The sequence below is a fragment of the Luteibacter sp. genome, from assembly GCF_036500425.1.
Classification (GTDB): Bacteria; Pseudomonadota; Gammaproteobacteria; order Xanthomonadales; family Rhodanobacteraceae; genus Luteibacter.
The window spans coordinates 34258-47921 of record NZ_DASYCB010000051.1 but is presented as its reverse complement, the minus strand read 5'-3'; the positions used below and the strand labels follow the sequence as shown (position 1 = coordinate 47921).

Annotated in this window: 15 protein-coding genes; 6 read left to right on the top strand and 9 right to left on the bottom strand. The window is 66.5% G+C overall.

Annotated elements, in window-relative coordinates; all coding sequences use genetic code 11:
- Positions 1 to 3: 3 nt before the first annotated feature.
- Together VGN46_RS12615 and VGN46_RS12610 are read left to right on the top strand one after the other, a co-directional pair.
- Entirely contained in the window at positions 4 to 516 is a 513-nt protein-coding gene (locus VGN46_RS12615) for a cupin domain-containing protein (RefSeq protein ID WP_331644062.1), read from the top strand.
- Between the two features lie 88 nt (positions 517 to 604).
- Positions 605 to 2413, top strand: a complete 1809-nt coding sequence (locus VGN46_RS12610) for an aspartyl protease family protein (protein ID WP_331644061.1) — start codon at positions 605 to 607, stop codon at positions 2411 to 2413.
- Positions 2414 to 2568: 155 nt separating this feature from the next.
- Here VGN46_RS12610 and VGN46_RS12605 read toward each other — a convergent pair whose 3' ends face one another.
- From VGN46_RS12605 to VGN46_RS12580, 6 genes are all read right to left on the bottom strand, one after another.
- Positions 2569 to 3468 carry a hypothetical protein gene (locus VGN46_RS12605; RefSeq protein WP_331644060.1) on the bottom strand — a complete coding sequence of 300 codons (900 nt, stop codon included), beginning with the start codon at positions 3466 to 3468 and terminating at the stop codon, positions 2569 to 2571.
- Positions 3465 to 4547, bottom strand: coding sequence for a DNA topoisomerase IB (locus VGN46_RS12600; protein WP_331644059.1), 1083 nt, complete (start codon positions 4545 to 4547; stop codon positions 3465 to 3467). The genes VGN46_RS12605 and VGN46_RS12600 overlap by 4 nt, the downstream gene beginning before the upstream one ends.
- A 55-nt stretch (positions 4548 to 4602) precedes the next feature.
- Positions 4603 to 5772 (bottom strand): class I SAM-dependent rRNA methyltransferase, encoded by a 1170-nt coding sequence (locus VGN46_RS12595; protein ID WP_331644058.1) that lies wholly within the window; start codon positions 5770 to 5772, stop codon positions 4603 to 4605.
- Positions 5773 to 5791: 19 nt separating this feature from the next.
- Positions 5792 to 6235, bottom strand: coding sequence for a hypothetical protein (locus tag VGN46_RS12590; RefSeq protein WP_331644057.1), 444 nt, complete (start codon positions 6233 to 6235; stop codon positions 5792 to 5794).
- Positions 6236 to 6300: 65 nt separating this feature from the next.
- Positions 6301 to 7245, bottom strand: a complete 945-nt coding sequence (locus tag VGN46_RS12585; RefSeq protein ID WP_331644056.1) for a serine/threonine protein kinase — start codon at positions 7243 to 7245, stop codon at positions 6301 to 6303.
- Positions 7242 to 7694, bottom strand: coding sequence for a hotdog fold thioesterase (locus VGN46_RS12580; protein WP_331644055.1), 453 nt, complete (start codon positions 7692 to 7694; stop codon positions 7242 to 7244). Before VGN46_RS12580 ends, VGN46_RS12585 begins: the two co-directional genes overlap by 4 nt.
- A 48-nt stretch (positions 7695 to 7742) precedes the next feature.
- Here VGN46_RS12580 and VGN46_RS12575 point away from each other — a divergent pair, with 48 nt between their 5' ends.
- Positions 7743 to 8798, top strand: a complete 1056-nt coding sequence (locus tag VGN46_RS12575) for a 2Fe-2S iron-sulfur cluster-binding protein (protein ID WP_331644054.1) — start codon at positions 7743 to 7745, stop codon at positions 8796 to 8798.
- A gap of 103 nt (positions 8799 to 8901) precedes the next feature.
- Here VGN46_RS12575 and VGN46_RS12570 read toward each other — a convergent pair whose 3' ends face one another.
- The 3 genes from VGN46_RS12570 to VGN46_RS12560 are packed head-to-tail and all read right to left on the bottom strand — an operon-like array spanning position 8902 to position 10302.
- Entirely contained in the window at positions 8902 to 9345 is a 444-nt protein-coding gene (locus VGN46_RS12570) for a rhodanese-like domain-containing protein (RefSeq protein ID WP_331644053.1), read from the bottom strand.
- Positions 9346 to 9391: 46 nt separating this feature from the next.
- Complete coding sequence (locus tag VGN46_RS12565; protein WP_331644052.1) at positions 9392 to 9808, bottom strand: hypothetical protein; 417 nt, start codon at positions 9806 to 9808, stop codon at positions 9392 to 9394.
- Positions 9809 to 9837: 29 nt separating this feature from the next.
- Positions 9838 to 10302: a YiiD C-terminal domain-containing protein gene (locus tag VGN46_RS12560; RefSeq protein WP_331644051.1), complete on the bottom strand. Its 465-nt coding sequence runs from the start codon at positions 10300 to 10302 to the stop codon at positions 9838 to 9840.
- Positions 10303 to 10438: 136 nt separating this feature from the next.
- On the opposite strand from VGN46_RS12560, the gene VGN46_RS12555 reads away from it, so the two are divergent.
- From VGN46_RS12555 to VGN46_RS12545, 3 genes are read left to right on the top strand one after another with little or no spacing between them, the layout of a single operon-like run.
- Positions 10439 to 11209, top strand: a complete 771-nt coding sequence (locus VGN46_RS12555; protein WP_331644050.1) for a uroporphyrinogen-III synthase — start codon at positions 10439 to 10441, stop codon at positions 11207 to 11209.
- 46 nt (positions 11210 to 11255) lie between these two features.
- On the top strand, positions 11256 to 12413 hold the full coding sequence (locus VGN46_RS12550) for a uroporphyrinogen-III C-methyltransferase (protein WP_331644049.1): 1158 nt from the start codon (positions 11256 to 11258) through the stop codon (positions 12411 to 12413).
- Positions 12410 to 13663, top strand: coding sequence for a heme biosynthesis protein HemY (locus tag VGN46_RS12545; protein ID WP_331644048.1), 1254 nt, complete (start codon positions 12410 to 12412; stop codon positions 13661 to 13663). Before VGN46_RS12550 ends, VGN46_RS12545 begins: the two co-directional genes overlap by 4 nt.
- The last annotated feature ends 1 nt before the right edge of the window (position 13664 follow it).

The following is a 13664-nucleotide window of genomic DNA, read 5'->3' as shown; positions in this document are numbered from 1 at the left end:
CACATGAACGTTCTTTCCGATCGTGCACGTGAGCTGGCTGGCAAGCTGATACGTAACTTCGATGAGGTGCCGAAGGAGCGCCTCGTGCGCGATCCCCTCTACGACGCGCTAGGCGCACGGCTTGGTACAGGCACCGCGGCGACCAAGCTGGGTGCGTCCATCGATATCGTCGAGCCGGGCATGATCTCGTGCCCGTATCACTACCATTATGCGCAGGAAGAGATGTTCGTCGTTCTCGAGGGCGAGGGCACCTTGCGCGTGGCGGACGAGCGCCTGCCCATCAAGGCAGGCGATGTCATCTTTGTGCCGCCAGGGCCCGACTACCCGCATCAGCTCATCAATACGTCGGACCTGCCGCTGAAGTACCTCTCGATCAGTACGAAGGAGTCGCCTGAGTTCTGTGTTTATCCTGACTCCGGAAAGGTCGCGGCGCTGGTAAGGCAGCCTGACGGAACGCGCCTGGATCTCGTGCAGCGCCTCGACAACGGCCTGGACTATTGGGATGGCGAGCCCTGAGCAGTGCCAGCGGCCCTGCTATTTGGCCGATAGGCACGGCGAGTCGCTCCACTAGAATCGGACCGACACCCAGGCGGAGGCACCTTGCATGCACCGGATCCTGTTGTTCCTGGCCCTTGGCGGCCTATCGTGCATGGCTTGCGCTGCCGGAAGTACTCAGGTGCCAGCCTTCGAGGCGCGTGGCACGCTGAGTAGCGAAGGGCTGGACAGCGCGTGGCGCGAGGCCGTTGATACGCGTACGGGCATGTGGCGTATCGACGTGACGCACGCCGTGCGCGCGTATGCCGATGGCGCCGATGCCAGCGGCCGCTGGCATCGGGATATATCCGGTGGCGTGCATCCGTTCGATTCGACGGAAGCCAGGGCGGTGGCGATCACCGAAGCGTGGCTGCTTCGTTTTGGCTGGCTTGATCCCGATAGTGCCGCGATGGGGCCTTCGTCGATTACCAGGGAGCGTGGCCTGGATCTGCGACGCACCGTGGCGACGCCGCGCGGGGGCCGCGAGGTCACCCTTTGGTTCGACCAGACCACCGGCCATCTTGCCCGCGCCAGTTGGCGTACCTCGTTCCTGACCGTGACGCGGGATTACGCTGACTACCGTGAAAGTAACGGCAGCGTGCTGCCGTACCGGATCGAAAGCATCGCGAAGACCGACAGCGGTACGGAAGATAGCCGTGAAACCGTGCGCATCGACCGCTACGACATGCTGGCGCCGTCCATGTTGGCAACCTCACTGGCACGACCGCCGGCCCTTCCCGGTGACGTGACGATGCGTGGCGGGGCGACGTCAACCCATGTGCCGATGACATTGGAGGGCGGCGCGTTACTGGTCGAGGCATCGATCAACGGATCGAAACCATTGCCTTTCATCCTCGACACCGGAGGCCACGCGATCCTGACGGAGGCGGCGGCGAAAGCGCTGGGCGTGGCGGGACAGGGCAAGGGCGTGAGCACGGGCTCCGGCCCGGGTTCCATGTCGATCGCTTACGCCAGGGTGAAGACCCTCTCGCTGGGCGAGGCGGATCTTCGTGACCAGGCCTTCCTGGTCATGCCATTTGGCTTCGGCTTTTCTGATCGCGGCGAGCGGGAGCCGATCGCCGGTATCCTCGGCCTTGAAGTGTTCGAGCGCTTCGCCGTCACGTTCAACTACGATCACGGCCAGCTTTTGCTGGCCCCGTTCGATCTCGCGTCCCCACCCGCCGGCGCCGGCCAGGCGGTGCCATTGCGTTTCACGTCCGACATGCCTGTGGTGGAGGGCGCGCTGGATGGGAAGCCTGGTGTGTTTGGCATCGATACCGGAAACAGCGGTTACTTGCTGGTGTTTCCGCAGTGGATGGAGCGCAATGGCTTGATCGAGCGTTACCGCAAAGGCTACGCGTTGGCGGGAAGCGGGGGAGTGGGCGGTTCGTTTGTCTCACGCATCTCACCCCTTCGCGAGTTCGACATCGGCGCGGTGTCGGTGCGCGGGCATCTTGCCCAGCTCACGCCGCCCGATGCGGGCGCCACAGCCAATGTCAGCGAAGCGGGCAATGTGGGTCAGGATGTCCTTTCCCGCTTCCGTGTCGGCGTGGATTACCGCCGCGGCATGCTGTACCTGGCGCCACGATCGCCACCGGTGCCTGTACAGAACACAGACCCGGGCATGCGTGCGGGCCGCAAACCCGAGACGCCCGATCGCTTCACGGTCGCCGGCGTAGTCGCGGGTGGCCCGGCCTGGAAGGCGGGTATCCGTGCCGGGGATGCGATCGCCAGCGTCGATGGCGTTCCCGCGGCGACCCTGGGTAACTGGGGCTTGCGTGATCGTTTCGACCGCGCGAAAGAGGGCGATCATGTCGTGCTGGGCATGGTGAACGGACACAAGGTGACACTGACGCTCGGCGTTGCCCCCACGCATTGATCCGTCGCTTTTTTCAGAATCCTTCCATAGCCGCGGCATGGGCAAACACCGCATCATGCCCGGGTCGTCGCAGCCCGGCGGATCACCCACGGATAGGGGTGCGCCACCGGTGCCTGCCCGGCAGCGGCCGGGGCGTGGGACGCGTCCCGGCCGCTTCAGTTCGTGGGGTGTGCTGACGCGCCCCAGTCATCGGGCCCGAACTGGAGGTGCAACACCGTGCGGTTGTCGTCTTCCAGCGGTGGGTTGTATGGCAACGTCGTGCAGCCTGTGGCCACCTCTCGTTTGAGCGCGAGTGCCATGGTCTTCGCGGTGTGGGGCCCGGCCACCTCATCCGGCGCGCGCCCACAGTTGCCCGCGCTGATGATGTCGATCCCATCGAGCAGGCTGGCGATGAAGCGGTCCGCGTTCTCGATGAGGGAATCGACCCCGTCGACCGTCGTGCTCAGACGGACCTTCACGAAGTACATCTTCCGGTAGAACAGGTAGGTGCGTGAGGTGAGCATGTCGGACTGGGCATCGAACACGATAGGCAGGAAACGACCCGCCTGCTTGCGCCCGCCCGACAGCTTCGCGGTATAGGGCGCTTCGTCGCCCCACCAGACGTTGCGGTAGATCTCCTGGCGTTCGGCGAACGCGACCGATTCTCGGAAGTCCTGCACCGCCTGCGCCAGCATCTTCTGTTCATCGCCCTGGCCGGCCGGGTAGATGAAAACATCGGCGACCACCCAGTCCGCATTGTCCATGCCATAACGTAGGGACACGCCGGCAGCGATATCGCCTTCGTCCGCATAGTTCTTCACCGCCTGCAGCGTGGCATCGGCCAGCCGGCGCGGCGCGATGATCCAGGTGTCATCCACCACGCCACGGTGGGTCTGCGCATCGACAGGCGCAAGCGGGGGTGCGGCGGGCGCGCCCTGCGCGCTCACGCGGACACTAGCCAGGGCAATGCCCAGGGCCAGCACGGGAATCACACTCCACCGCCACATCGCCACACCAACCCCTGCAAGACCGAACGCGAACCCCGTACGCGCACTATAGCCGTCCATATGCCTCATGGGGAGCGCTTCGCTGCACGCAAGCGTCGACGGAGGAAAGCGAGGGTCAATGTTTCCAACTTTCTCGGGTAGTGCTGGGCGGTTTCCGGAACGCGTCGCTGCAGGTCGCCGTCGAGCCAGCCGCTGAAGACCTCCGGGTGGATATACGAAGCGCGGCAGACCGCCGGCGTATTGCCGAGCACGGCCGCGACGTCTTTGACCGCTTGCGCGAGCGTCGCCTTCACCGCTCGCTCACCGCCCCGCTCGGGGACAGCGGTCGCGGCGAGCACGGCCACCGCCTGCACCGTACCGCCCCAGGTGCGGAAATCCTTGGCAGTAAACTCGCCTCCGGTCACCTCACGCAGGTAGTCGTTGACCATGCCCGAATCCACCGGCTGGCGTTTGCCTTCGTCATCCACATACTGGAACAGCCGCTGGCCCGGCAGGTGCTGCACGCGGCGCACGGCCTTGACCAGGCGCCGGTCATCCAGCAGCACGTCGCGCCACTGGCCACTTTTGCCTCGGAAATGGAATTCGATGCGATCTTTACGAATAGCCACGTGGCGTGAGCGCAACGTGGTGAGTCCGAACGAGTTGTTCTCGCGGGCGTATGCGTCGTTGCCAATGCGGATCATGGTTTCTTCGAGCAGGCTGACGACCAGCGCGAGCACCTTCTCGCGTGGCAGGCCGGGCAGCATCAGGTCCTTGCGTAACCGCCGGCGCAGGCCCGGCAAGGCGGCACCGAACTCAAGGATGCGAGTGAACTTGCCGAGGTCCCGTGTGCTGCGCCAGCGGACGTGATAGCGGTACTGCTTGCGTGCACGAGCATCGCGACCCGTGGCCTGCAGGTGCCCACGTGGGTTGGCACAGATCCACACCTGGGTATACGCGGGCGGGATCGCCAGGGAGCGAATCCGCCCAAGCACGTCCTCGTCGGTGATGCGCTTTCCATCGAGTCCAAGGTATTGGAACGATTTTCCGCGCCGGCGCCGGGTGAAGCCCTCATCGGCGTCACATACGTAAACGAGGCCCGCCGCCTTCGCGTGGGCGCGCTCGTCGCTGGCCACCGTGAGGGCATTGGCGGGAGGTTTCCTGGACATGGCCGGCAGTGTGTGCCGGCCCGCGATCAAGGCACGGTGAACGCCTTGTCAGGCATCAGCCGACCCGGCAGAACACCGCCTTGAGGTAGCGGTTTTCCGGAACGTTGCTAGCCACCGGGTGGTCGGCGCCAGCGCCATCCATGTGCAGCACCTGGATATCGCGGCCAGCGTTGAGCGCAACGCGGCGGATCATCTCGAGGAAATCATCCTCGCCGACGAGGCCCGTGCACGAGCAGGTGAGCAGGATGCCGCCGGGTGCAAGTACATCGAGCGCCGTGCGGTTCATGGCGAAGTATTTCTTGAGTGCGTTGACCACCTGGTTGCGATCACGGGTGAGCTTGGGCGGATCGAGTACCACGGCGTCCCAGGTCTCACCGCGAGCGATCGCGGCGCGCATCCACTCAAACACATCACCTTGTTCGAAGGTCGCCTCGACACCGTTCATCCGTGCGTTCTCACGCGCGACGTCGAGGATGGCGGCATCGGCGTCGACACCGGTGGCCTCAAGCGCGCCCGCCTTCATCGCATGCACGGCGAAGCCGCCGGCATTGCAGCACAGGTCGAGCACACGGCGGCCGCGTGCCAGCTGGGCAAACCGCGCGCGGTTATCGCGCTGATCGGCGAAGAAGCCGGTCTTGTGGCCCAGGCCGGGTGCCGCGTGGAACGACAGGCCATGTTCGTGTACATCCACCGCCGTGGGCGCGTCGTTCGAGCGCACATCGAACGATTCCTGGCGCTGTACGTGCTGTTCGGCAAACCAATACAGAGAGGCGCCGGGGAAATGCTTGAGCAGTTCTGCGTGAATGGTGTCGCGGAAGCGCCACATGCCGGCGGCGAAGTACTCCACCACCAGGTGGTTCGCATACCGATCGACGACGAGGCCAGAGAGGCCATCACCTTCGCTATGGACCACGCGCCACGCATCGCTCACGTCATCGAGTTTCAGCAGCTCGCGCCGCAGGCCGACGGCGCGGGCCAGGCGGCTTGCGATCCAGGCGTCGTCGATGGCCTCATCCGGCGAGGTCGTGAGCAGGCGCAGGGCGACGCGGGCGTGCCCATTCCAGAAGCCGCGGCCGACAAACCGCCCCTTGGCATCGATAACGTCGACGACGCTGCCCGGCGCGATGCGCTCGGCGGGCTTGATGACCTGGGCGGACCATACCCACGGATGTCCGGGGGTGCGGTCGGTTTTAAGCTGGATCTGGGGGATGGCGGGGGTATTCATCGGTGAATGATACCGGCCCTTAGCGCCCGAAGCGCAGGATGAGCCAGGAGGCCAGCGCCAGGAGGTTGATACCGATATGCGGTGCGGAGGGTCCGCCGAGTGCCAGGAGCCAGCCGTGCTCCGCGATCGCCCAGTCGAAGCCCAGGTGCGGGGAGCGCTGGATCGTCATGGAAAGATTCGCAAAAGCGCCTGATGAAAGGGCGTAGCTGAAGAACGAGGTCGCGATGAGCGGCGCCTGGAGAAACTGCGCCCAGATCGACATCTGGGTACCGCGGCCGTCGTTGCTGGCCAGAAGCACGCCGGCGACGAGGATGAATGCAAACAGCAGGAGGCCAAGAACCGTGACCACGGCATCCAGGCCGGACATGCGCGAGCCGAGCAGATGCTCGACCTGGCGCACCAGGCCATACAGGCCGCCGGCGATCTCGAACACAGCAATGATGCGGGTGAAAAACGAATGCATGCGAACTCCCTGGTGGCGGACGGCGCATTATGGCTGTCCGGGGCACTCGCTGGCCGAACGGCTGTTCAGAGAGCCTCGGCGGCTTCGTGCAGATCGATGATGTGCTGCTCCCACCACCGCGGTTCGGCAGCGAATGGGAAGGCGGCCGGGAACGCTGGATCGTGCCAGCGCTCGGCGATCCAGCCGGCGTAGTGCACCTGGCGCATGGCGCGCAATGCGGGAATGAGCGCTCGCTCGCTCGGGTCGAAGTCGCGAAACTGTTCGTAGCCTTCTAATAGCGCGTCGAACATGGCGTCGTCCGAAGCCAGCATCCAGAGATCCTGTACGGCAGGCCCCATGCGCGCGTCATCGAGGTCGACGAAATGGGGGCCCGAATCGGTCCACAACACGTTGCCCGGGTGGCAATCGCCATGCAGGCGCAGGCGATGCACCGGGCCCACGGCTTCGAAGCGGGCCGATACCGCATCGTCCACGCGCATCACCGCCTCGCGGTACGCATCGAAAAGGTGCGCGGGTAGCAGATCCGAGCCCAGCGCGGCGCGGGCCGGCGCATCGATCATCGTCGCGCGATCAAGGGTTGCGCGGTGGTGGAACGGCTCGCGCGCGCCGAGAGCATGCATGCGACCGAGCAGCCGCCCCAGCCATTCCAGCTGGTCGGCGGATTCGAGTGACGGTGCGCGGCCACCCCGGCGTGGATAGAGGGCGTAGCGGAAACCTTCGTGGCGCAGCATGGTGCGGCCGTTGAACACGAGCGGCGCCACCATGGGGATCTCGGCCGCGGCGAGCTCCAGCGCGAAGGCATGCTCCTCACCGATCGCCGCGTCATTCCAGCGCCCGGGCCGGTAGAACTTCGCGACGACAAAGCCGCCATCCTCCAGGCCCACCTGGAATACCCGGTTCTCGTAACTGTTCAGCGTGAGCAGGCGCCCATCGCTCCACGACCCGGCGGCATCCACCGCGGCGAGCACCACATCGGGCGAGAGCGCTGCGTAGGGCGCCGCGTGGCTCACGGACGCAGGTTCCCGGGGGCGCCACCGGGCGAGGGAATCACTGCCATGGTCAGGCGCGAAAGGCAGACCAGCCGGCCGGCCTCTTCTTCGATGCGGATTTCCCAGACCTGGGTCGTGCGGCCGAGGTGCACCGCCTTGGCCGTGCCGGTGACGAGGCCGCCACGCACCCCACGGATATGGTTGGCATTGATATCCAGGCCCACGGCGATTTCCTTCTCCACATCCAGCGTCAGCAGGGCGGCGGAGCTGCCCAGGGTCTCGGCCAGCACCACCGAGGCACCGCCGTGGAGCAGGCCGAAGGGCTGCTGGGTGCGGTGGTCCACCGGCATGGTGCCGCGCAGCCAGTCGTCGCCAAACGCCGTGAAGCGGATATCCAGCGCTTCCATCATCGTGTTCCGGCTCCAGCCGTTGATGCGGTCCAGGTCGATGGGGTGCTTCCAGATAGACATTCGCGGCGTTATTCCATGGGAAAGCGATCATTGTCCTACAATGCGCGGGTGCCTACCGTAACCCTTATCGCCTCCGGCAAGCGCTTTGACGCCGCCGATGACGAAACGATCCTCGAAGCCGCCCAGCGTGCAGGCATTGCCTTGCCGTACTCGTGCCGTGGCGGGGTGTGCGGCAGTTGCCAGGCCACCCTGGTAGAAGGCTCCTGCACTTACCCCTACAACCCGCCGGTCGGGTTATCGGCCTCAGCCCGTGCCCACCACGGCATCCTGATGTGCCAGGCCGTGCCCTCTGGCGATATCGCCATCCAGGCGCGCGAGATCGCCTCCGTGGAGGACATCCCGCACCGCCGCGTGACGGCCGAGGTCGTCACGCGGCGCATGCTGGCATCGGATGTGATCGGCGTGTGGTTACGCCCGCTGGATGCCGAGCCGATGCGCTGGCTGCCGGGCCAGTACCTCGACGTGGTCCTGGAAGACGGTAAGCACCGCCCGTTCTCGATCGCCAGCGGCCCCCGCCCTGATGGCCTGGTGGAGCTGCATGTGCGTCATGTACCAGGCGGTGGTTTCACCTCGTGGGTGAACGATTCGCTGAAGGCGGGCGATCGCCTGGTGATCGAAGCGCCGCTCGGCACCTTCGTGCCGCGCGAGGATTCCGAGCGGCCGATGCTGTTCATGGCCGGCGGGACGGGCTTCGCGCCGGTTAAGGCGGTCGTCGAGCATTTCATCGCGCTGGGTACGCGGCGGCCCATGCAGTTGTACTGGGGTGTGCGCACCGCAGACGATCTGTATCTCGCCGATCTTGCCCGCAGTTGGGTCGCCGCGGTGCCGACGATCACCTTTACGCCCGTGCTATCGGATCCGGAGGCGGCCCGGGCGGCCGGCTTGCGCGAGGGCCTGGTCCACGAGGCTCTTCTCGCCGATCACCCCGACCTGTCGGGGTTCGACCTGTACATGAGCGGCCCACCGGCCATGATCGCCGCGGGGCGCGACCTGTTCCTCGACGCAAACCTGCCGGAAGACCGGCTGTTCTACGACTCGTTCGACGTGGCGCCGGATGTGCTGGCGGCTATTCTGCGCGGCCGCGCGGGTATCCACGGACTCTGAGGCTCGCGGGATCGCGCGCAAGCGCGCTCCTACAACGACGCGGCTCCGGCGGCACGACAACACCCTGTAGGAGCGCGCTTGCGCGCGATCGGTGTGCGAAGCCTTATTTCTTGCCCTTGGCGGTGGGCAACTGGGCCGCCTGCCACGCGGACGTACCCCCATCAAGCACGAACACGCGGGTAAAGCCGGCCTTGACCAGGCGGCCGGCAGGCTTCGAGAGCGTGCGGCCATCCTTGTCGATCAGCACTACCGGCAGTTCCTTCGCCTTCGCGAGGTCCTTGTGCTCGGGATCGAACTGGCTCATCGCCACGTTCTTCGCGCCCGGGACGTGGGCCTTCTCAAAATCCGCCGTCGCCGAGAGATCGATCATCAGTGGCGTATCGCGGTTGATCAGCTGGGTAAGGCCTGCCGGGGTCAATCCTTTCCACTTGCGGAAGAGGCCGCCGATTTCCGTGGCAATAAGCGCCAGCAGGATCGCCACGAACAGGCCCACCAGGGCCAGGTGGTTGCTCGCAAATTCGGGCAACTTGTGGAGTACGTCGTTCATCGCGTGCTTGCTCGTCCCGTGGGGGTAACCGGCGATTATATAGGCTTCAGTGCGGCGAGAAGTCGGGCAGGCCGGTCATCAGGGTCCAGCGGGTCTTTTCCTTGTCGTAACGCCAGCGCTGCGTATCGACAAAGCTGCGTTCCGCCTGGGTATTCACGTTCACGACGCTGATCTGCACCGTCTGCACGACTTCATCGTCGCCATCCGGGTGTGGGCCGGCGCCATCGTCGTAGCCGGTGATACGCAGCTGGGCGAGGCGGCTCTGCTCCAGCGAGCTGACGGGGTGGTCGGCCGCGTAGGTCTTGTCCACGAACGTGAGCGCTGCGCCGTAATCGCCCCAGCGGATCGCCGAGCCGTACTGGCCGAGGGTTCGCGTCAGGGCCTCATTGCGAATATCGGTGGCGCACCCCGACAGCAGCGCGGCCGTGGCGAGGAGAAGGGCGGGCAGGACGAATCGGCGCATAGCGGTATCCAACGTGGCGTCGGTCCGCATTATGCCCGGCGTTTGGCTACGAAGCGCGCGGTAAGGGTGGCGGCAGGCTTGTCACCGGTCCCCGGGACGACGCAGGTCAGGTCGCCGCGCGCCCGGCCGCGGGCATCCAGCGTGGTGAAGAAGGTTTTCCAGGTACGGCCCGGCGCCAGGCTGGCTTCCGCGCGCAGGTCGTCCCAGACCGGATCGAGGTAGCGGATCGAGGAGTCCGCGACGAACAGGTCGCAATCGTCGCCCCGGCTACGCAGGTTCGCCTCGACCAGCGCCCAGCAGGCCAGGGTCATCAGGCTGGCCAGGCTGCCGCCGAACGCGCAGCCCTTGTCGTTGATGTTGGGTTGCAGCGGGGCGGTCATCACCAGGCGTTCGCCATCGCACCCGGGTATGTGGATACCCATGGCGCGTGCGAGGGGGATACTGTCGAGGATGAAGCGCTCGAGACTGGCGAAAGTGGGGTCGGGCGTAGTCATAGAAGCGGGAGTCTACGGAACGCGGCTAACCGTTCGCATCCGTACGGCTTGACCCCAACCTTCGGCATTGGCGATGGCCGGGCGGTGTTTCTATCCTCGAGCGTCCCCCGCGTCGATGCGCTCTGCAGGAAGCCTCGTGAGTCGTTCGCAGCCGTTACGTAATGTCACTGTCGTTATCACCCGACCCGCCGGTACAGCCGGCCCACTCGCCCGGCGCGTGCGCAAGTTGGGCGGCGTGCCGGTCAGCGTGCCGGGCCTCTCGCTGCGTGCCACTGAGGACGCAAGCGCCGTCGATGCCTCGCTGCGCCGTGCGCTCGAAGGCGATGTGTTGATCTTCACCAGCCCGGCCGCCGTGCGCTTCGCCGCCGATGTGCTGCCGCTGGCCACGCGCGCCACGGTCGTTGCCGTGGGGCGTGGCACCGCCCGCGCGCTAAAGACGGCAGGGGTCGGCCATGTCCTCTTCCCAGAAACTTCGCAGGATAGTGAGGGTGTGCTCGCGCTGCCCGAGCTGGCGACGGTGGCCGGTCGCCGCGTGGCTTTGATCGGTGCACCGGGCGGCCGTGGCGTCTTGCGCGAAGCGCTGGCCGCGCGCGACGCCATCCTCGATGAGGTCCATGTCTACCACCGTGTCGCCCCACGCATTGATCGCCGCCACATCGATCCCCTGCTCAAGCTGACCCGCCGCTCGGCGGTGTTGCTCTCCAGCGCGGAAGCGCTCGACCACCTGCACCGTGCGCTGATCGCCCCGGCCTGGCGCCGGCTAGTGCAGTCGGTGGCCGTGGTGAGCAGCGAGCGGCTGCGCGCGGTGGCCCAGGGCATGGGATTTGAACGGGTGGTGGTCGCCCGTTCCGCGCTGCCGACCGACTTGCTGGCCGCGGCGGCCGAGGTGTCCTTCACCCGCCGTTGAAAGATGTATTCCGTGCGTTGGCGTATGGCCTGCTAGCATGCCTGGCATGACGACCGAGACGCCTCCGACCGAATCCGCCCCGGCCACGCCGGGCCCGGCCGCTCCCGCGCCTGCCGCCGGGACCCGGCGCAGCCCCGATCCCGCGCCGCGACGAGGCGGTGGGGCACTGGCTATCGCCGTGTTGCTCTCGCTGGCAGCTGCCGGCGTCGCGGGCTATACCGCGTGGACGGTGTGGAACCTGCGTGAGGACGTCGGCGCAACCAACGGCCTGAAGGGCCAGGTGGATACGTTGCAGGCGGCCGTGAACGGTCTGCGCGATGACAATGCCAACCTGCGCCGTCGCCTCAGCGACGCGGATGGCGTGAACCGCTCGGCACGCGAAGAAGTGCTCGGCATGGCCGAGCGCACCAAGAACCTCGAAGACGCCGTGGCGAATCTCTCCGAGCGTAGCCTTAGTGGCCATGACGCCATGCTGCTGGATGAGGCGGAATCGCTCCTGCGCATGGCCAAGGAACGCTTCGCCCTGTTCGGCGATGCCAGCGGCGCGCTCGCGGCGTACGACCTCGCGGACAAGAGCCTGGCCTCAGTGAACGACAGCGCCTTTGCAGCGGTACGCCAGAACCTGGGCGCCGAGCGCGAAGCGCTGGTCGCCGTGCAGCCGAAGGCGCGCGCCAGCGACCTGGCGACGCTCGCCGATCTCCGCGCACAGATCGCCACGCTGCCCTTGAAGGATATCGATACCCAGGCTGGCGCCGATGAAGAGCGCACGTTCTGGCAGCGTGCGGGTAACGCGCTCGGAAGCATCGTGCGCATCAGCCATGACGAAGGTACGCCGCTTGGCCTGGCGGATGATCGCCTGGCCCGTGAGCTAGCCGCGCTGGATGTCGCGCATGCCGAGGCCGCCGTGCTCGCTTACGACGATCGTGCCCGTGCTGCGGCGCTCAAGCGGGTGGACGCCACGCTCGTCGCCCATTTCAACAACCAGGCGCCGTCGGTACAGACCGCGCGGCAACGCATCGCGACCTTGCTGGCCAGCCAGGCAACGGGCGTTGAGCCGAAGCTCGGTGCGGCGCTGGAAGAACTGCGCAGCTTGCGCTCCGTGCATGCACTCAAGGCCAGCGCGCCGGCGCATGCGACGTCGGCCGCATCCGTGGCGCCTGCTGAACCAGCCCCTGCGACGTCGACCGCTAAGGTCTCGCCATGAAGCTCTGGCGCTGGATCGTCGGACTCATTTTCGTCGCGGTGCTGGCGGCGTTCGCGTGGCACTGGGTCGCAGACGATCCGGGTTATGTCCTGATCCACTTGCGTGGCACGACGCTGCAAATGACCGTGGTCACGGCCGTCGTCCTGCTGCTGGTGGCCTGGGCCGCCATCGCGTTCCTCGTGGCGCTCATTCGCTGGCCGTTTGGCGCGATGAACCGCCGGCATCGTCGCCTGAGTCGCCGTCGCCTCGCCGATGGCCTGGTGGCGTTGATCGAAGGACGCCATGGCGAGGCCGAACGCGACCTCCATCGCGCCGCCCGTTATCCCTCGGTGCGCGGGCCTGCGTTGCTCGCCGCCGCGGAAGCGGCCGAACGCCACGGCGAATCGCAGCGCGCGATCGAAACACTGGACCTCGCCGCGCAGGAAACGCCGCGCGCCGCACGCGTGTTGCGCGCGCGCCTGATGCGCCGTACCGGACGCGCCGCCGAGGCGGTGTCCTTGCTGGCGCCAGAAGCAAATAGCGGCGCACTCACGCCCTCGGGTTGGGTCGAGTTTGCCGAAGCCTCGCTCGCCAGCGGTGATCCGCGTGGCGCCACGCGTGCGCTTGAGCCGCTGCGCAAGAGCGGTGAACTCGGTGCACCGGCGTTCCATCTGCTTGAAGCGCGCGTGGTCGCCGCGGAGATCCTCGCTACGCAGGATGGCGCTTCGCTTTCCAGCCTATGGTCGCAGTTGCCCAAGGGTCAGCGCCGCTTGCCCGTGGCGATTGACGCGTACGCCCGCCAGGCGATGCGTTTCGGGCAGTCCATGGCCGCCATGGACGAGATCGAATCCGCGTTGCGTCGCGAATGGTCGCCCGCGCTGGTCACCACCTACGGAACCATGGGCTCGGAAGATCTCGAGCAGCGCCTGCGCCGCGCTGAAGCATGGATCGATACGCATCCGAACGATGCCGCGCTGCTGACCACCGTAGGCCGCATGTGCGTGCGCATCCATTTATGGGGCAAGGCGAAGCCTTATCTCGAGCGTGCGCTCGCGATCGAGCCGAACGCGGCCGCGTGGGAAGCGCTGGGCGATGTTTACCTGGGCGAGGGGCAGGCCGACCTTGCGCAGCGTTGCTATCGGAACGCCTTCGCCCTCGCGCGTGGCGAACTCACCGAAGCCTTGCCCGAGGCCCGGGGCGGGCGCATCGATACGCGGGTCAGCGCGGTCGAGGAGCGTGACCAGCACGGCGTGCCGCGTCTGTCGCCCTGAT